Annotated in this window: 15 protein-coding genes and 1 pseudogene; 10 read left to right on the top strand and 6 right to left on the bottom strand. The window is 65.5% G+C overall.

The window, feature by feature from the left end; all coding sequences use genetic code 11:
• The first annotated feature begins 100 nt into the window (after positions 1-100).
• Positions 101-400, top strand: coding sequence for a metalloregulator ArsR/SmtB family transcription factor (locus H2052_RS06710; RefSeq protein ID WP_293779456.1), 300 nt, complete (start codon positions 101-103; stop codon positions 398-400).
• Positions 382-1,038, top strand: coding sequence for an SdpI family protein (locus H2052_RS06705; RefSeq protein ID WP_293779454.1), 657 nt, complete (start codon positions 382-384; stop codon positions 1,036-1,038). The genes H2052_RS06710 and H2052_RS06705 overlap by 19 nt, the downstream gene beginning before the upstream one ends.
• Positions 1,039-1,080: 42 nt before the next feature.
• Here the strand turns inward: H2052_RS06705 and H2052_RS06700 are convergent, their stop codons facing one another.
• On the bottom strand, positions 1,081-4,293 hold the full coding sequence (locus tag H2052_RS06700; RefSeq protein WP_293779452.1) for an autotransporter domain-containing protein: 3,213 nt from the start codon (positions 4,291-4,293) through the stop codon (positions 1,081-1,083).
• Between the two features lie 157 nt (positions 4,294-4,450).
• Between H2052_RS06700 and H2052_RS06695 the strand changes: the two genes are divergently transcribed.
• Genes H2052_RS06695 through H2052_RS06685 form a run of 3 tightly spaced genes read left to right on the top strand, consistent with a single transcriptional unit; the run spans position 4,451 to position 9,808 of the window.
• A complete protein-coding gene (locus tag H2052_RS06695) occupies positions 4,451-5,215 on the top strand; it encodes a hypothetical protein (RefSeq protein ID WP_293779450.1) in 765 nt (254 codons plus the stop codon).
• Positions 5,115-6,623 carry a DNA polymerase Y family protein gene (locus H2052_RS06690; RefSeq protein ID WP_293779448.1) on the top strand — a complete coding sequence of 503 codons (1,509 nt, stop codon included), beginning with the start codon at positions 5,115-5,117 and terminating at the stop codon, positions 6,621-6,623. Before H2052_RS06695 ends, H2052_RS06690 begins: the two co-directional genes overlap by 101 nt.
• A complete protein-coding gene (locus tag H2052_RS06685) occupies positions 6,620-9,808 on the top strand; it encodes an error-prone DNA polymerase (protein WP_293779446.1) in 3,189 nt (1,062 codons plus the stop codon). Before H2052_RS06690 ends, H2052_RS06685 begins: the two co-directional genes overlap by 4 nt.
• Before the next feature lie 3 nt (positions 9,809-9,811).
• Here H2052_RS06685 and H2052_RS06680 read toward each other — a convergent pair whose 3' ends face one another.
• The 4 genes from H2052_RS06680 to H2052_RS06665 all read right to left on the bottom strand — a co-directional run bounded on the left by H2052_RS06680 (position 9,812) and on the right by H2052_RS06665 (position 13,819).
• Complete coding sequence (locus tag H2052_RS06680) at positions 9,812-10,597, bottom strand: GNAT family N-acyltransferase (protein WP_293779444.1); 786 nt, start codon at positions 10,595-10,597, stop codon at positions 9,812-9,814.
• Between the two features lie 85 nt (positions 10,598-10,682).
• Positions 10,683-11,843 carry a serine hydrolase gene (locus H2052_RS06675; RefSeq protein WP_293779442.1) on the bottom strand — a complete coding sequence of 387 codons (1,161 nt, stop codon included), beginning with the start codon at positions 11,841-11,843 and terminating at the stop codon, positions 10,683-10,685.
• A gap of 10 nt (positions 11,844-11,853) precedes the next feature.
• Entirely contained in the window at positions 11,854-12,432 is a 579-nt protein-coding gene (locus H2052_RS06670) for an NAD(P)H-dependent oxidoreductase (RefSeq protein WP_293779416.1), read from the bottom strand.
• Positions 12,433-12,439: 7 nt separating this feature from the next.
• A complete protein-coding gene (locus H2052_RS06665; protein WP_293779694.1) occupies positions 12,440-13,819 on the bottom strand; it encodes an L-serine ammonia-lyase in 1,380 nt (459 codons plus the stop codon).
• Between the two features lie 241 nt (positions 13,820-14,060).
• Here H2052_RS06665 and H2052_RS06660 point away from each other — a divergent pair, with 241 nt between their 5' ends.
• Positions 14,061-14,558, top strand: a complete 498-nt coding sequence (locus tag H2052_RS06660) for a MarR family transcriptional regulator (protein WP_293779414.1) — start codon at positions 14,061-14,063, stop codon at positions 14,556-14,558.
• Positions 14,555-15,235, top strand: coding sequence for a GNAT family N-acetyltransferase (locus tag H2052_RS06655; protein WP_293779412.1), 681 nt, complete (start codon positions 14,555-14,557; stop codon positions 15,233-15,235). The genes H2052_RS06660 and H2052_RS06655 overlap by 4 nt, the downstream gene beginning before the upstream one ends.
• On the opposite strand, the gene H2052_RS06650 is transcribed toward H2052_RS06655, so the two are convergent.
• A complete protein-coding gene (locus H2052_RS06650) occupies positions 15,176-15,784 on the bottom strand; it encodes a GNAT family protein (RefSeq protein ID WP_293779410.1) in 609 nt (202 codons plus the stop codon). The two genes, H2052_RS06655 and H2052_RS06650, sit on opposite strands and share 60 nt — an antisense overlap.
• Positions 15,785-16,107: 323 nt before the next feature.
• Here H2052_RS06650 and H2052_RS06645 point away from each other — a divergent pair, with 323 nt between their 5' ends.
• The 3 genes and pseudogenes from H2052_RS06645 to H2052_RS06635 form a co-directional block, all read left to right on the top strand.
• Positions 16,108-17,475, top strand: coding sequence for a site-specific integrase (locus H2052_RS06645; RefSeq protein WP_293779408.1), 1,368 nt, complete (start codon positions 16,108-16,110; stop codon positions 17,473-17,475).
• A 160-nt stretch (positions 17,476-17,635) separates the two neighbouring features.
• Entirely contained in the window at positions 17,636-17,992 is a 357-nt protein-coding gene (locus H2052_RS06640) for a hypothetical protein (RefSeq protein WP_293779406.1), read from the top strand.
• A gap of 128 nt (positions 17,993-18,120) precedes the next feature.
• Positions 18,121-18,903, top strand: a pseudogene (locus H2052_RS06635) (TolC family protein); the annotation flags it as partial.

Below are 18,903 nucleotides of genomic sequence, written 5' to 3'. Positions count from 1 at the left end.
ACGCTATCGCCAATCATTCGCGGCCAGACGGAGCGTATCGGCTTGACGCGCGGCATCCGTCTATGATTTAGTCATTTCGCTAACAGGCAAAAGAGGTGTTGTGAACGCAGTTTTCGACGCATTGGCGCATCCAATTCGCCGGCAGGTGCTGGAGATGCTGAAGGAAGGCGGCAAGTCCGCCGGAGAGCTTGCCGATGCGTTTCCGGTTTCGAAGCCCACGATGTCGGCGCACTTCGCGAAGCTGAAATCGGCGGGGCTCATTCAGGGCGAAAGCCGCGGCGGCGGTATCATTTACACGCTCAACCTGTCGGCGGTGGAGGAGGTCGTGATGGCCTTCATGGGGCGGCTCGGGGTGGGCGAAGCAAAGGAAGGAGCAGCGGAATGCGCGAGCACGCAATGATCGTCATCTCGTGGGTCACTGTCGCGGTGCTCGCCGCGATTGCAACGCTCGCGCTCGCGCTGCTGCCTGATGGTACGCAGCTTCCGATGCACTGGAACCTCGCCGGAGAGGCGGACCGACATGGCGATGCGGGCTTCGCCCTGTTCGCGCCGGTGGTGATGTGCGCCGTGCTGTCGCTGGTCCTCGCCGTTCTACCGCGCCTCGAACCGTTGCAGAACCGCATGGAAGGCAGCGCGGCGCTTTATCGCGCGGCTTGGATCGGCCTCCTCGGCATGATGACCATGGTGGAGCTTCTGGTCGCCGCCCCCGCCTTCGGCTGGACCATTCCGATCATGATGCCCTTGGCGGGCGTGGGCCTGTTGCTCATCTACGTGGGCAACGTTCTGCCGAAATCGCGTCCGGGCTTTTTTGTGGGCATCCGTACGCCGTGGGCGCTGCTCGATACGGACAACTGGATCGCGACGCACCGCCTTGGCGCGTGGACGACGATGGCGGGCGGCCTGGCGTTGCTGCTCGCCGGGCTGCTTCCGCTCACCCCTGCTGAGCGCGGCGCACTCGTCGTGGGTGCGCTGCTCGTCAGCACGCTTCCGCCCGTTTTCTACTCCTGGCTTCTCTGGCATCGCCGCCAGAAAATGTAAGGGGGAGGCCGGGGCTTGTGCCCGGCCTCCCCTTGCGTATCGTCAGAGCTTGAAGGCGACCGTCGCGCGGACGCCGTGGTCCTGGCCATGGTCGCCCAGGTTTCCGGTGTAGCGCGTGCTGAGCGTCAGGCGCGGCGTGGCGCGCCAGTCGAGCCCGGCTTCGGTGTGCACGCTGTTCTTCGAAAGCGGCGTGCCTTCGATGCGGAAGGCTGAGCCGCCCGCTGCGAAGCGCAGATCCGAAGTCACGTCCACGTCGCCGAGTGCGTGTTCCCAGCCCACCTGCACGCGGCCGACAACGGGTGCGCCCGCGTCGCCGATCGTCGCCCGCAGGCCAAGTGAGGACCAGCTGTAGCTGCGGCGGCGGCCATCGCCTTCAACGGCGGCGGTGCCGCCGGTTTCAGCGAAGTCCTTGTCCTTCAGCCACAGGCCGTTCACCCCTGCGAACGGCTCCACCGAGCCTTTGCCGAGCGGCAGCGTGTAGCCGATCTCGCCGAACAGCTGCACGGCCGTTCCGCCGTAGCTTGCCGTCAGCTCTTCGCTGAAGCTGCGGAAGTCGACATTGCGCGTCGTGTCGGTGTCGAGGTCGGCGTAGCTTGCGCCGGCGCGCAGCGTCAGCGCGCCGAAGGCGGCGCTGCCGTAGACCGCGCCGTGGAGGCTTTGCGTCTCAGCCTTCGATCCGCGCGCGTTCAGCTCCACGTCCGCTTCCGCCGTGCCGCCCGCGATGCCGATCTTCACGGTGTCGCCGACATTGGCTTCGATGCCGAGCAGCAGCGAATAGCCGGAGCTGTTCACGTCGGCGGCATTGCCGTTGCCGTCGCGGTCGATCCAGCTGCCGCCCGCTTCGGACCACAGCACGATGCCCCGGCCTTCGCTGGTGGCTGCGGCACCCTGCGAACGGCCGAGCAGCGAACGGCGAAGCTGTGCCGCGCCTTCGGATGCGATCGAAAGGGTCGATGCGTGGATTTCGCCCGAGAACGCGTCGAGGCCGTATCCGGCTTCCGCCGTAGAGGCGCCGACGAGCGCCGCATAGACGGCGCTTGCCGGGCTGAACGCGCCGTCGATGGCGGTGCCTGTGGCGATCTGGTTCGGCGTGGTGCCCGCTCCGGCGAAGGTGACGTCGTTGCGGGTCAGCGTCAGCGTCACGGCATTCGGGCCGTAGCTCAGCGTCGGCGTCAGGAAGGCGAGGTTGCTGGTCACGTCCTCGAACGTGCCGGTCACTCCGCTACCTGCCGTCACGATCTGATAGGAGGTTTGCGGCAGATAGTCGCCGTCTTCCGCCAGCACCGACACGGTGCCGCCTTCGATCGTCGCCGTTTCGGTGGCGACGATCCGGTCGGTGTTGCCGGCCGCATCGACTTCCACTTCATAGGTGGAGCCCGCTTCGAAAACCACGAAGGTCGCCGACGTCAGCTCGCCAATCGAGTTGCCCGGGGCAGCGGTCGCGCCCGTGCGCACGATCAGCCCGCCGAGCGTGCCGTTCCCGCCGATGCTGCCGCCGCTCTGCACGTCGACATCGGACGCGGCGAGGGAGCCGTTCACTGCGAGGCGGCCGGCACTCACCGTCGTCGTGCCGTTGAAATCGCTTGTTCCGGTCAGGTTCAGAAGGCCCGCACCCGATTTTGTGAACGCGCCGCTGCCCGAAATCTCGCCTCCGAAGCTGCCGTTTGCCGTTTGGTCGAAGACGAGCGCGGCATTGTTGACGATGTCGCCCTGCAGGCTCGCCGTGGTGCCGACGAGCGTGCCGCCCGCGATCGTGGTGCCGCCCGTATAGGTGTTGGCGCCGGTCAGCGTGAGTGTGCCCGCGCCATCCTTTGTGAGTGCGCCCGAGCCAGAGACGTTGCCTGCGAAGGTGCCGTTCGCCCCCTGGTCGAAGACGAGCGCGGCGTTGTTGACGATGTCGCCCTGCAGGCTCGCCGTGGTGCCGACAAGCGTGCCTTCAGTGATCGTGGTGCCGCCGGTGTAGCTGTTGGCGCCGGTCAGCGTGAGTGTGCCCGCGCCATCCTTTGTGAACGTGCCCGAGCCGGAAACGACACCGCCGAACGTGCCGTTCGTCGCCTGATCGAAGATGAGCGCCGCGTTGTTCACGATGTCGCCCTGCAGGCTCGCCGTGGTGCCGACGAGCGTGCCGCCCGTGATCGTGGTGCCGCCCGAATACGTATTGGCGCCGGTCAGTACGAGTGTGCCCGCGCCTGCCTTGGTGAGCCCACCCAAACCGGAAATCACGCCCGTGAAGGCGGCGTTGTTGCCGTCCGTGTCGATAGTGCCGTCATTGTCGGTGATGCTGAGGTCGACGCCGTAACTGCCCGGTGCGTCCACAAGCAGCGTGCCGCCGTCGAGCACGGGGTTGACCGAACCGTTGATGAGATCGGACGTCGTGCTGGTGCCGGTGATGTTCTGGCTGATCGCGGCGTTGATGTCGGTGCCGAAGATGTAGGAATAATCGAAGGTGATCGTGCTGCCAGTCAAAAGGTCGCCGAGATCGAAGCCGAGGCCGATGGTGTTGTCGCCGTTGCCGATGTCCGTGCCGCTCAGATAGGACGCGGTGTCCTTTGTCCAGAAGGTGATGGCCGAATTGTGCGTGTAGCTGCTGTCGGTGTAGAGGCCGATCACGTACTTCGAAACCAGCGCTTCGGCATAGACGAGATCGTTGGCGGAAACCGATCCGTTGCCCCGGAAATTGTTGGTGAAGCTCGAATCGCCCGGCGCCGCGACCGCATCGGGATCGAGCTGGCGCGAGAAGGTGATGTCGGTAAGGTCGCTGAGCGCGGTGATCGTGGTGCGGATCTTCAGCCGCTGATCGCCCTCATCGAAATAATAATCGTTTGTGATCGTGAACAGGCCGGCTGCCGTTCCCGTCCACACAGCACGCTGATCGTAGGTCGCACCGTTGAAGGCGACGCCGCTGTAATCGGTCAGCGTACCGCCCGTGATGTTGAGTGTGCCGTCATTATTGTTGGCGAGCGAGAAAGCCGAACCGCCGTTGCCTGCAACAACAAAGCCTTCGAACGGCGTGCCCGGCGTCAGATAATCGTAGGCGTCATTAAAAGTTCCCGTGCCCGTGCCGTCATAGAGAATGCCGGGCGAGGTATTTCCCGAATAGCCGAGCGTGCCGCCGTCGTTGAGACCGATCTTCATGTAATCGCCGCTCAGCACGAGCGAGGCGGCGAGTGCGGGCGATGCCGCGAGCAGGGCGATCGCTGCGCCTGAATAAAGGGCGGCTTTGCGAGACAGGGATACGGAATTCAGCAGTTTCATCGCGTTTTTCTATCCTTCGTTGGACTGGGGGGAAGTGTCATTCGGGAGCGGTAAGTCGCGATGATTAAAAAGGGATTTACGATAAGCTGAACTGCTTCCGGTTCGGTCTTGACTCTTTTGCGCCCGGGAAACGATACTGGAACAAATAGAGAACAATATGCCCGATTCGCCATCTTCCCTCGCCGATCTGCGCGGCATCGTGGCCGAGATGGAAGGCCGCGGCGTGCACGGCCGGGGTGCGGGCATCGTTACCGGACATGCAGGCCTCGATGCGGCGGGCGTGGTGCGCGGGCGGCTGCACGAGGTGTTCGGCGATGGTGGCAGCGGCGCGGCCGCGGGGTTCGCGGCGCTGGTGGCGTTTGCGGCGGCGGAAGGTGCCCCGGTCGTCTGGTTGCGGACGGATACGTCCGCGCGGCGGGCGCCGCTGTATGGGCCGGGCCTTGCAGCGCTCGGTATCGATCCGGCGGCATGCATCGTTGCGCAGGCGCCGGACGAAGCAACGCTCATTGCGGCGGCGGCGGATGCGCTGCGTGTTGCAGCGCTCGGCGCGGTGATCGCTGAAAGCGTGGGCCACACGCGTCTGTTCGGGCTCACCGGCACGCGGAAGCTGACGCTCGCAGCCGAAGCATCGGGCGTGCCGCTGTTCCTGCTGCGGCTCGATGCGGAGCCTGCGCCGAGCGCGGCGGAAACTCGCTGGCGCGTGGCGGCGGCACCGTCCCGGGCGCTGGCGGCGGATGCGCCGGGTCCTCCGGCATTCGATGTGGAATTGCTGCGCCGCCGTGCCGGGCCCTCCGGCCTCGGCTGGCGCGTGGAGTGGGATCGTGACGCACGTGTCTTTCGTGAAGCGCCGCTACCTGGCGCTCTGGTTCCCGTGGCTCCCGGCGGAGCGGCTGGCGCGCGCCGGGCGCACGGGGTCGCCTGAACGTCCGCTCGTCATCGCAGAGCCGGTGAAGGGCGCGCTGCGGCTTGCTGCGGCCGATCGTCACGCCGAAGCGCTCGGGCTCCTCCCAGGCCTGCCGCTCGCTAACGCCCGCGCGCGCGTCGCGGGCCTTGTCGTGGAGGAGCATGATGCGCCGGCCGACCGGCGCCTCCTCGAACGGCTTGCCGATCTCTGCATCCGCTACACGCCTATGGTGGCGCTGGATCTGCCCGATACGCTGATCCTCGATATCGCGGGCGCGGCGCATCTCTTCGGCGGGGAGGACGGGTTGGTGAGCGCCGCCCGCGCGCGGCTCCGGCGGCATGGTTTCAGCGTATGTACCGCCTTTGCCGACACGCCCGATGCGGCCCGGGCGTTCGCGCATTTTGGCACGGACACGTTCGATGCGCTCCCCGTCGCGGCGCTTCGCCTCGGCGAAGAGCGCGAAACCGCGCTACGCCGCGCCGGGCTCTATACTGTCGGCGACCTCGCCTGCCGGCCTCTTTCCGGACTTGCCGCGCGCTTCGGGGCGGAAGCGGCAACGGCGGTGCGCCGTATGACGGGCGAGGCGGAAAGCCCCATCGCACCGCGCCGCGTGCTTCCGCCCGTCGAGGTCGAACGCCGCTTCCCGGAGCCGGTCGCCCGCACCGATTATGTGCTTGGCGTGCTCGCCGACCTGCTCGCCGAGGCGTGCCGGATTCTGGAGGCGCGCGGAGAGGGCGGGCGCCGCTTCGAGGCCGTGTTTTTCCGCAGCGACGGCAAGGAGCAGGAGGTCTTCGTCCAGACCGGCACGCCAGTGCGCCATGCCGCGCCGGTCGTCACGCTGTTCGCGCACAGCCTCGCGCGCCTCGAAGACCCCCTCGATCCCGGCTTCGGGTTCGATGCCGTGCGTCTTGCCGTGCCGGTCACAGAGCCGCTTGCCCCCGGCCAGCCCGATCTCGACCGCGCACCGCCGCCCGGCCCCGCGCTCGATGCGCTGGTCGATCGCCTCGCTGCCCGGCTCGGCCCCGAGCGTCTGCTGCGCTTTCATCCGTGCAATAGCCATGTTCCGGAGCGCGCAGCCCGGCTCCGTCCCGGAATTCCCTCCGGGGACTGGCCGGTTCCGCCCCCCGATGACCCGCCTTTGCGCCCGCTTGCGCTCCTGCGTCCGCCGCGTCTGCTTTCGAACGTCGTCGCGGACGTGCCCGACGGCCCGCCCCGCCGCTTCCGCCTTGGCCTCCACTTCGTCCACATCGTCCGCGCCGAAGGGCCGGAGCGCATCGCAGCTGAATGGTGGCGCCGCCCCGGCCTCACGCGGGACTACTACCGCGTCGAGGACGAAACCGGCCGACGCCTCTGGATCTTCCGCCACGGCCTTTACGACCGCGAAGAGACGAACCCGCGCTGGTATCTGCACGGCCTGTTCGCATGAGCATCACTTTCGCCGAGCTGGTCGCCGCGACCAACTACTCCTTCCTGCGCGGCGCCTCCCACCCCGCCGAGCTGGTCGCCACGGCGCTGGCGCTCGGCCACGCCGGCATCGGCATCGCCGACCGCAACAGCGTCGCTGGCGTCGTGCGCGCGTGGGCGGCGCTGAAAGGCGTTGGTGCGCCCGGCTCCTTCAAGCTCGCCGTCGGCGCCCGCCTCGTCTTCGCAGACGGCACACCCGACATCATTGCCTATCCCGAAACCCGTCATGGCTGGGGGCGGCTCACACGTTTGCTGACGCTCGGCAATCGCCGCGCCGCCAAGGGCGACTGCATCCTCACGCTGCGCGACCTCCTCGATCACCGGGAGGAGCTGCTGCTCATCGCGATGGCGGATGATGTGCACGAGCTTGCGCTCCGCCAGCTCGCGAAGGCGTCGCCCGGCAATGTCTGGCTCGGCGCCGCGATGCCGCGCGCAGGCGCCGACCGCCGCCGCCTCGCGCGTCTGATGGCGCTCGCGGCGCGCACCGGCGTGCCGCTCCTCGCCACCAACGATGCGCTCTACGCCACCCCCGCCGCGCGTCCGCTCCACGACATCCTCACCTGCATCCGCGAGAAGACGACCATTCACGCCGCCGGCCGCCTCCTTGCCGCCAACGCCGAACGCCACCTGAAGCCGCCCGCCGAAATGGCCCGCCTGTTCCGCGATTGCCCGCAGGCGGTCGCGGAAAGTACCCGGCTACTGGATCGCATCAGCTTCTCGCTCGAACAGCTCAAATACGAATATCCGCACGAGCCTGTCCCCGAAGGCTGGACCCCGCAGGCCTGGCTCGAACATCTGGTTATGACGGCGGCGCGCGAGAAGCACCCGGAGGGTATTCCGCCGAAGATGCGGGCGATCCTCGACGAGGAATTCGGCCTGATCGCCAAGTGCAACTACGCCTATTATTTCCTCACCGTTCACGACATCGTCCGCTACGCGCGCAGCAAGGAGATCCTCTGTCAGGGCCGCGGCTCGGCGGCGAATTCGCTTGTCTGCTACCTGCTCGGCATCACTGCGGTCGATCCGGTGAAGGAGAACCTGCTCTTCTCGCGCTTCCTTTCGGAAGAACGCCGGGAGCCGCCCGATATCGATGTCGATTTCGAACACGAGCGCCGCGAAGAGGTGATGCAATACATCTACGAACGCTATGGGCGCGAACGTGCGGGCATTGCAGCCACCGTCATCCACTACCGCGCGCGCAGCACGCTGCGCGAGGTCGGCAAGGCGCTCGGCATCAGCGAGGACGTCACCGCGCGCCTCTCCTCGTCGGTGTGGGGCAGCTACGGCGGCATGGAGGACCGGCGTTACGAAGAGGCCGGGTTCGACGGCGACAATCCGGAGATCGCGCGGCTCCGCGATCTCGTTGGCCAGCTCCTCGAATTCCCGCGCCATCTCTCGCAGCATGTCGGCGGCTACGTGCTCACCGAAGGCCGCCTCGACGAGATGGTGCCGATCCACAATGCCGCGATGGAAGACCGTACCTTCATCGAATGGGACAAGAACGACATCGATGCGCTCGGCCTGATGAAGGTCGATGTGCTCGCGCTCGGGATGCTCACCTGCATCCGCAAGAGCTTCGATCTGATGCGCGCGCACGGCTTCGGCGATTATGAGCTCGCCACCGTTCCGCAGGAAGATCCCGCGACTTACGAGATGCTGTGCAAGGGCGACAGCATCGGCGTTTTCCAGGTGGAAAGCCGCGCGCAGATCAACATGCTGCCGCGCCTCAAGCCGCGCATCTTCTACGACCTCGTCATCCAGGTCGCGATCGTCCGCCCCGGCCCGATCGAAGGCGACATGGTGCACCCCTATCTGAGGCGGCGGAATGGCGAGGAGAAAATCGACCTGCCTTCGCCCGCGCCGCCACACGATCCCGATGAACTGAAAGACGTGCTCGAAAAGACCTTCGGCGTGCCGCTGTTTCAGGAACAAGCGATGAAGCTCGCCATCGTCGCCGCCGATTTTACCCCCGACGAGGCGAACGGCCTGCGCCGCGCGATGGCGACGTTTCGCAACGTCGGCACCATCCATCATTTCCGCGACAAGATGATCGGCGGCATGACGTCGCGCGGCTATACGCAGGATTTCGCGGAACGCTGTTTCAAGCAGATTCAGGGCTTCGGTAGCTACGGCTTCCCGGAAAGCCACGCCCAGTCCTTCGCGAAGCTCGTCTACGTCTCGGCGTGGATCAAGTGTCATCACCCGGCGATGTTCACCTGTGCGCTTCTCAATTCTCAGCCGATGGGATTCTACGCGCCCGCCCAGCTCGTGCGCGACGCACGTGAGCACGGCGTCGAGGTACGCGCTGCCGATATCAACGCGAGCGATTGGGACAGCAGCCTCGAAGCCCGCGCCGATGGGAGCCTCGCGCTCCGCCTCGGTCTTCGCCAGATCGATGGCTTCCGAAAGGACTGGGGGATGGCCATGACGGCAGCGCGCACAGGCGGCGGCTTTGTGTCTGTAGAAACGCTCGCCCGCCGCGCCGCGCTTCCTCAGCGCGCGCTGAGGCTTCTTGCCGATGCAGATGCCTTCCGTTCGATCGGCATCGATCGCCGTGCCGCGCTGTGGGAAGCGCGGCGGATGCCGCAGGATGAACTTCCCCTGTTTGCCGCTGCCGGCGCGCGCGAGCTGGGTGATGAGCCCGATGCCGCACTGCCCGCGATGCCGCTCTCCGAGCATGTCGCCACCGACTATCAGGTGACGCGTCTCTCCCTGAAGGCGCACCCGATGCAATTTCTGCGGCCGGTCTTCCAACGCGAGGGCGTGCTCAGCTGCGCGCAAACCGCGGCGGCGCGGAACGGCGCGCGCGTGCGCACGGCGGGTGTGGTGCTCATCCGCCAGCGCCCCGGCAAGGGCAATGCCATCTTCATCACGCTGGAAGACGAAACCGGCATCACCAATGCGCTTCTGTGGGCCCGCCTGTTCGAAGCCTATCGCCGCCCGGTCATGTCCGCGCGGCTGATGGTGGTGGAAGGCGAGGTGCAGAAAAGCCGCGAGGGCGTCGTCCACCTGATGGCGTCAAGAATCATCGACCGCAGCGACGAACTCGCGCGCCTTTCCGAAGCCTCGGCCATGCCGGTGCGCAGCCGCAGCCGGGGGCATCCGCGCAACGTGCGCATCCTCCCCGGCTCGCGGGATTTCCACTAAGGTTTAAGCCGCCGCGCCGAACCGCTTCGCATAGCGCGCCGCAATGGCGTCCACCGGCATCATCATAAACACGTCGATGGTGTTGAATTGCCGATCGATGAAGGCGCCGCTGCCCACCATCGCGCCGACGCGCAGGTAGCCCTTGATAAGCGGCGGCAGCGTGCGCCATGCCGCCTTGGGATCGTAACCGCCGATGGGAAGCCGCGCCATGTCCGTGAAGTGCCGCGCGTGCGCGTTCACGCGCTGGTCCTGCGGCGCGAGGTGATTGTGGTGGAGATAGGCGAGCGCGACGGCGTGCACGTCGGGATCTGTGCCGGGAAAGCTGGCGCAGCCGAACATGTGGCCGATGCTGCGCTGCATCAGATAATCGCCGATGCCGCGCCACAGCAGCTGAATCGTCGCCGTGTCGCGGTATTCCGGCGCCACGCACGAGCGGCCGAGTTCCAGAAGCTCGCCGCCGTGCCGCGCTGCGTGCGCCTCGAGCGGAGCGAGGTCATATTCGGCGGCGCTATAGAAGCCGCCGTGGCGTTGCGCGACGCTCTGGCGGAGCAGCCGGTAGGTGCCCACCACGCGCGCACCCTCCGCGCTGGTTTCCTCCACCAGCAGGTGGTCGCAAATCCGGTCGTATGGATCGACGTCGAGGCCAGCCGCCGCGCCGCTGGGCACCGCGCCCATGTCGCGGAAGAAGACCTGATAGCGCAGCGCCTGCGCGGCGCGCACGTCGGCCTCGCTGTCTGCAAGCCGGATCGTGAGGCAAGTGTCGCGGGCCGTATTTTCGATGAGACGCATGGCGTTTTCCCCCCGGGAGTGTGACCGCGCGTGGATTTCGCACGGGCATGTTTCGCCTGCGCGTCTCTCTTGCGACAGAAATGCGTCAGAGGTGGGCGCGCAGCGCCGCGAACGCGCGGCCGTGCAGGGGATCGCTCGTGATGTTGGAGGGGAGCGGGGTGGAGGCGACACGGATGATCGCGAGATCGTTCTCGGGCTCGATGTGCAGCCGCTGGCCGTAGACGCCCATCGCCATCAGCGCAGCCGGCGGTGCGTGGTTCACCCACCAAAAGCTGCGATAGGAATGGTCCGGCCGCATGTTCGCAGCGCCTGCCGCGAACAGAGCACGGTCGCCGCCGTCGATCAGCGTTTTCGCGGCGGGGGCTCCCGCCATCAGAAACCGGGCCAGCCGCGCGAGGTCGCGCGCCGTCGCGTTGAGCCCCGATCCGGCGATCTCGTGGCCGCCCGTGTCGAGCAGGAAATGCGCCGCGTCGCCGCAGCCTGCCGGTTTCCACACGCGCTCGGTGACAAGGTCAGCAAGCGAACGTCCGGTGGCGCGCCGCAGCACCCACGCGGCAGCGTCTGCAATCGGTGTGCGGTAGCGGAAAGCCGTGCCCGGTACCGCTTCGCGCCGGTTAAGCGTTGCCAGCATGGGCAGCGTGCCGCCCCGAGCCACCTCCGGCGTCCAATAGCTCGCCGAATAGCGGTGAACGTCAGAGGCAAGGTTGGCGTAATCCTCGTCGAAGGCGATGCCGTCGGTCATGTCGAGAAGCTGGCGCAGCGTCGTTCCTGCGAAGGCGCTTGTCGCAAGCTCGGGCACCGCGTCTTCCGTGGCAAGATCGGCCGCGATCTCGCCGTCGGCGATCAGCATTTCGGCAACCAGCCCGACGATCGATTTGGTGATCGAAAACAGATGGTGCGGCGTCGCCGCCGTCATGCCGTTGCGGTAGGTTTCATGGATCACCGCGCCCCGGTGCAGCACGATCATCGCGTCCGTGTAGGTGGAAGCAACATAGGTTTCCCAGCCGATCGTCTCGCCGTTCTCGCCCGTGAAGCGCAGCGCGGAAAGGTCGGTGGGGCGCTCGGCAAGCGGGGCCGGGGTATCCGCGCCCGCCAGCTGCACGGAGGGGACCAGCTGCCGCGTATGCTGAAACGCCCAGCGATTGAACGGCCACGTCCGCCAGTTCGCGCCCGTCACGCGCCGGTCCTCGGGCACGGCCTCGCCCATGCCGAGTCCGGCTTCGCGCCAGTCGATGGGGGACGGCACGCTCACGTCGTCAGGCGGCGTCGGCTCCGAGCCGCCGCATCGATGCCAGGGCTTCCGCGCGGTTCCCGGCGCTGCCTTCCACATTGCCGATCAGCGTCTCGCGGATCGGCCCGATGCCGACGAAGCGCAGGATATTGCTGCGCAGGCTCTTCAGGCTGTGCGCGCGGTACACCCAGCGGTAGAACAGCGCAGGCATCCCCATGGTAACGATGACGCGTGCGGACTTGCCCTTCAGCAGCCCGGCGTCGGGCTTGCGCGGGCCGGTCGGGAACGCGAAGCCGGGGCGGAACACCTGCTCCAGGAACGCCTTCAGTAGCGCGGGCACATCGCCCAGCCACAGCGGAAACAGGATCACCAGATGCTCGGCGCGCGCGATCATTGCCTGCGCGTCCCTGATGGCAGGCGATGCCTCGCCCTCCTCCCAGTCCGCGCGGCTGCGGAGCATGGGAATATCGATTGCCGAAAGCGCCAGCCGCTCGACCGCATGACCCGCGCCCGCAGCGCTTTCCGCATAGACATCGGCAAGCGCGTGGCAGAAGCGCGCCGGATCGGGGTCCGGATGCGCGTCGATCACCAGGACGTGCGTCATGTGCCGCTCAACACTCGACGACGTTGACAGCAAGCCCGCCGAGGCTGGTTTCCTTGTACTGCGAGCGCATGTCCTCGCCCGTCTGCCGCATCGTCTCGATCACCGCGTCGAGGCTCACCACATGCTGTCCGTCGCCGTGGAGCGCGAGATACGCGGCGTTGATCGCCTTGATCGCGCCCATCGTGTTGCGCTCGATGCAGGGGATCTGCACGAGCCCCCCGATGGGGTCGCAGGTGAGGCCGAGGTTATGCTCCATACCGATCTCGGCGGCGTTCTCGATCTGGCGGTTGCTGCCGCCGAGCGCCGCGACGAGGCCGCCCGCCGCCATAGAGCAGGCAACGCCCACCTCGCCCTGACAGCCCATTTCAGCGGCCGAGATCGAGGCGCGTTTCTTGTAGAGGATGCCGATCGCCGAAGCCGTCGCGAGCAGCAGCCGGCTTCCGGCGGGCGTCGGCGCGCTCGTGAACACCTCGTAGTATTTCAGCACGGCGGGGAGCACGCCTGCCGCGCCGTTGGTGGGCGCCGTCACCACGCGGCTTCCGGCGGCGTTTTCCTCGTTCACCGCGAGCGCCCACAGGCTCACCCACTCGAACACGGCCGACGGGTCGATGCGCGGCCCGCGCGCCGTCAGCGACCGCTGGATGTCGCTTGCCCGTCGTTTCACCTTCAGTCCGCCGGGGAGCATGCCCACCGACTGGCAGCCGCGCTCGATGCAGCCGAGCATCGCCGCGCGCACGCTGTCGAGGAAACTCTCCGTCTCCTCGCGGCTGCGCCACGCGAGTTCGTTCTCAAGCAGCATGTCGCCGATCGAAAGACCCGTCGCCTCGCCGAGCCGCAGCAGGTCCGCGGCGGATTCGAACGGATGCGGCAGGCGGATGTTGACGCGCTGCGCGGTTTCGCCCTCGCGCAGGATCGCGCCGCCGCCGATCGAAAAATAGGTCGCCATCCACGTCTCGCCGCCTTCGTAATGCGCCTCGAAGCGCACGGCGTTCGGGTGGCCGGGCAGGAACTCGCCCATGCGGAAGCGCAGGTGATCGGCCTCGCGGAACATCACCTTGCGCCCGCCCGCGAGCGGCAATTTCTCCTCGCCCCGGATTTGCGCGAGTATCGCGGGGGCGGCGTCCGGGTCGAGGCTCTCCGGCGTGTTTCCGGCAAGGCCCAGGATGATCGCCGTGTCCGTGGCGTGCCCGCGCCCGGTGAGCGCAAGCGAACCGTAAACGTCGCACGCGACCGCGCGTACCTTCCCGCGCTTCACCGCGGCCTCGGCGAACGCGAGCGCTGCGCGCATCGGCCCCACCGTGTGGGAGCTGGAAGGCCCGATGCCGATCGTGAACACCTCGGTCACGCTGATCGGTCGCTCGGCCATCGCTCTGCGCGCGGCACTCATCGTCGCCGTGCTTGTCACCGCCTGCTCCAAAGTCATGCGCGCGTTCCGGTCCCTCGTCCAACGTCGAGGGTCTTTTAGGCGCAAAGCCTTCGACTCGCCACCTGCGGCTTTCAGGCCATCGCGATCGTGCTGCCCATCGCCAGCACCGTTGTCATGCGGACTTCTTTGCGTCTTGCCTCTTGTCTGCCGTCATGTGCTTTTATATAAATAGTTATATATCTATTTATGGATTGAACGAATCATGGTCGAAGATGTGGTGCGCGCGCTCGGTCACTTGTCCCTCGGCACCAGGTTGCGAAGGATCGGGGAACAGCTGCAATCGGAAACGCAGCGCGTTCTCGATGCGGGCGGACTCTCCGTTCAGGCAAGCCAGTGCCCGGTGCTTGTGGCCGTCGAGCGGCTCGGCCCCGTCACCGTCGGCGATCTCGCGCTTGCGCTCGGCATCACGCAACCGGGTGCCACGCGCGCGGTCGGTATTCTTGTCGAGGCGGGCTCTGTTGAAGTCCTGAAATCCGAAGGCGACGCGCGTGTACGCCTCGTCGCACTCACGCCGGCCGGAAGCGCGCTCGTGGCGCGTCTGCGGGCCGAATTGTGGCCACAGATCGACCGCGTGGTCGCCCATCTATGTGCACCGCTCGCAGGGCCGCTGCTCGATCAGCTCGATGCGCTGGAAGCGGCGCTCCAAGAAATCCCCCTGCCCGAACGCATCGCCGCGCTGAAAGAGGAGCCGTCGCTGTGACGCACGTTCTCGACCGGCCGATCTGGCAGGCGCTCAGCACAACGCACGCGGATGTTGCAGAGGGCGGTGCCCTGGCGCGCCGCTACCGCACGTCGATCGGCCCGATGGCGGCAAGCATCGACAACAGCCCGGCCGCGCTCGCCGCGCTCGGTGCGCTTGCAGCGCCGGGTGAAAGCCTGGTCCTTCTGATGGCAGATCCCATCGTGCCGCCGCAGGGCTTCGAAACCGTAATGTCCGCGCCTGGCGTGCAGATGCTCGCAGCACAGCCGCCCCGGCCGCTTCTCGATGCGGAGATCGTACCGCTCGACCACGCCGATGCAGCAGCGATGCTCGCCCTCGCGGAACTGACGAAACCCGGCCCCTTCTCGCTCGAAGCGTTGGCGCTCGGCCGGTTCTGGGGCGTGCGCCATAACGGCGCGCTCATCGCAATGGCGGGCGAGCGGATGCGCCAGCCCGGCTACACAGAGCTGAGCGGCGTCTGCACGCATCCCGACCACCGCGGCAAGGGCCTCGGCAAGCGGCTTTCGCTCCATGTCATGCAGGCGATCTTCGAAAGCGGCGCGCAGCCCTTCCTCCATGCCTTCGCGTCAAACACGCCGGCGATCACGCTCTACGGGTCAATCGGCTTCACCCTGCGCCGCCCCATGAACGTCGCCTTCCTCCGCCGCCCGGACTGAGCGTTCGCCGCCCGGCATCCATTCGCGGCGCAGGATGGCGTATTGCATGGTGTTTTCGTAGATCGGATTGCCCGCATCGTCATTGGTGAACGATACGAACTCGATAAACACGCCTTCCCGGCGCATACCCAGCTTTTCGCAGAGGCGCTGCGAGGGCGTGTTGTGGTCTTCGACATAGGCGTAAATTCGGCGAAAACCCTTTACCCGGAAAAGATGGTCGAGCAGGGCCTTTGCGGCTTCGAATGCATATCCCCGACCACAGAATTGCGGATTGAGGTGCCAGCCGACCGAGGCCGTCCCGTCCTCCTCATCGTCTCCGCCGCCGCCGAACAGATCGCCGATGACCTGACCGGTCTGTTTCAGGCATATTGCCACGCTGCCCTCGTCAAGGGCGCGTTTCCTGACCTCGATCTCCGCCTCGGCGAGGTCCGCGAGTTTGAGCGAGAGGAAGCAGGGGGCGGCAGGCGCGCGCAGATAAGCGAAGAGGTCGGCTGCATCGCCCTCTCGGAAGGGCCGCAGGATCAGACGCTCGGTTTCAATGATCTGCATGTCCGATACTCTGCAAAAAGGCGTCAATGATGCGCACGGGAAGGGCGCGATACCCCGCAAAGATAAAGAGCGCAGTTTTGACGGCAATCAGGGTATTTGGCGCACCCGACAGGATTCGAACCTGTGACCTCTGCCTTCGGAGAATTAGAATAGAGGCCACGCTGCGGCTCGCTATTCTACGTCAATCTACGCCAATGTGCCGTATTCATTGTGTTTTTCTTCAAATAGAATGCGCCGTCAGCACGCTGCTCTAACCCGGTGTTCGCTCCCACCTGCTTCCGCTGTGCTTCCGTGGAAGCAGGTATGCTGTCGGAGTATTTATCATGGCTAAGATCAACAAGCGCAATGTAGATGCGGCTTCTCCGAGGGAAAAGGACTATTTTCTCTGGGATGATGACCTGCCCGGTTTTGGGGTGCGGATATTCGCTTCTGGCAAGCGCAGCTACCTCGTTCAGTATCGCGCGCTCGGAAGAACGCGGCGGTTCACAATCGGGCTGCATGGCGTGTGGACACCCGAACTGGCGCGGAAGGAAGCGAAGGTGCTTCTCGGCCGGATCGCACAAGGCGACAATCCCGCCGAGGAAAGGCAGCTCGATCATAAGGCCATCACGGTCAGGGAACTGTGCAAGCTCTATCTCAAGGATCTGGAGAGCGGACTTATCCTCGGTAAAGGCGGGCGACCGAAGCGGCCGGGAACGATCGTATCCGACAAGGGGCGCATCAATCGACACATCATTCCCCTTATCGGGCTGCGACGCGTGAAGGACCTGACCAAGGCTGACGTGAACAAGCTGCTGAAGGACGTGATGGCAGGGAAGACCCGGCAGAACGTCAAGACCAAGATCCTACGCGGCCGTTCGATCGTCAAAGGTGGCGTCGGCACGGCCACCCGCACGGTTGGTCTGCTTGGCGGTATCCTGACTTATGCCAAGGACGCAGGGATCATCGACAGCAATCCGGCCGCAGGCGTGAAGAAACCGAAAGATCAGGTCCGCACGCGTCGGCTGACGGAAGATGAGTATCGCCTGCTTGGCAAGATTCTCAACGAAGAGGGACGCAACCCCAACCATGCGATGACCGTCGAGATTGCGCGACTCATTGCGCTGACGGGAGCGCGGCGGAGCGAGATCATCGGGCTGGAGTGGAGCGAGTTCGACGCGGACAGTAGCTGCCTACGGCTCAACGACAGCAAGGAGGGCGCATCGGTCCGTCCGGTTGGTTTGCGCGTGGTCGAGAGACTGGAGAACCTGCGCCCCGATGACGGGCAGACCTTCGTGTTCCCAGGGATTCGCAATCCCGATCAGGCGTTCGGCGGCTTTCCACGCCAGTGGAGAGTGATCTTCCAGGGTACCGGACTGGAATGGATGACACCTCATGTCCTGCGCCACAGCTTCGCCAGCCTCGGCAACGATTTGGGGTTCACCGAGGCGACAATCTCGGCAATTGTCGGACATTCACGCCACAGCGTGACGAGCAAATACATCCACACGCTCGACACGGCGCTCATCATGGCCGCCGACACGATCTCGGGTTATATTCAGGGGCTCCTGCACGGTATGGCATTCAGGCACACGTCCTACGCGCTGGACCGCCAGTCGCGGCAAGCCGCGCTGATGCGCTTTCTCGGACTTGAAGATGAGGAAAGTGCCGTCGACGAAAGCGGCCCGATGGCTGCGCTGATAGCCGCATAAGGGCAACCACAGTGCCCGAACTGTATCCCGCTGCCCCTATCTTCCATCGAGCCCCAGATGATAGCGGGTTGTTATGTGTCTTGCAGACCGGTAGCATTCAGCAATGCGCCTCACGAGGAAGTTTTTGCCGATTCGAGTATACGGGATGCTTTGCATTGCGTTGACGCTCGTTTTCGCCGCTGCTTCGTTGTCGGGTAATATCAACGCAATCCAGCATATTTCGGGCGATACGGGTTACCATCAGCATACGATGTTGAGTAGCGCATCTGCGGTGCATGACCATGTTGACGACCATCACGACGCGTCGCCTGATGAAGAAAGTCGTTCCGACAATGTGCACGGAAACCATCACCACCACGGTGACAGCGGTTCGAGCGCATTAGCCCATCTGCAGGACGCCGACACGGACGTTGTTGCGATCACTGAGCCGCAGCTCTTGGCGCAAGATAACCAAGTTCCAGGCTCTCATATTCTGGGACTGGAACGACCTCCAAAACAACTGACGCTGAACGCCTGACCCTGCGTCGTTGACCGGCGCGGGACATCCCACGCCTGTCAATGAGGCTTCACGTCATGTTTTCATCACATTGCGTACGCGCCTGCGCACGCTTCTCATGGGCGCCGGCGCTTTGCGCCGCGCTTCCCATGCTTCTCGTTGCGCAATCCGTTCAAGCGCAAACTCTAACGCTGGCGGAGGTTCTCGACCGTGCCACCACCAGCGATCCGTCCGTCGTCGCCAATGCCGCCCGGTTGCAGGCCGCGAATGCAGCTATCATGCAAGCGGATGTCAGGCCCCGCGATGTTGCCGGATTTGAGCTCGAAGATTTTGCCGGTACTGGCGCCTATTCACCGGTTGGCAACTCGCAGGCTACTGCCTGGTACGAGCGGACATGGGAACGTGGCGGCAAGCGCGATGCGCGCATCGGCCTTGCGCAGGCTGGGGTCGAGGCCACGTCTTCGCGTAATCGGTTACGCAGCCTTGATCTCCTCGCTTTGGTTCAGGAGACTTGGGTCAATGCTCTCGCAGCAGAAGCGCTGATACCGATCACCGAAAACCGCCTCGTCGCAGCCCAACAGGTTGAGGGAGAAGTCACTCGCCGTGTTGGCCGCGCACTGGACCCGCTCTTTGCCGGGGAACGCGCTCGAACCGCTGTGGCAGAAGCGCGAAGTGCGGTCGATAGAGCGCGGATAAATGCCCGCATTGCTCGCACTACGCTTGCATCCTTCTGGGGCGGGACTGCCGAGTTTGAGCTTGATCCAGCGCCATTCGCGATAATCAACATCGAGACGGTAGAAAGCGCAGAGTTGCCAGACATCGCCCTGCTCAAAGCAGAGCGTGAGGTCGCAGGCGCTCAGATGCGGCTTTCGGAAACTGGAAATGCCGGGGACCCGACCGGGCGGGTTGGGCTCAGACATTTCGGTCAGGGT

The sequence above is a fragment of the Sphingosinicella sp. genome (genome assembly GCF_013911755.1).
In the GTDB taxonomy this organism is placed as follows: domain Bacteria; phylum Pseudomonadota; class Alphaproteobacteria; order Sphingomonadales; family Sphingomonadaceae; genus Sphingosinicella.
Note: the sequence above shows the minus strand (reverse complement) of the source record. Positions and strands in the feature narration are given on the sequence as shown.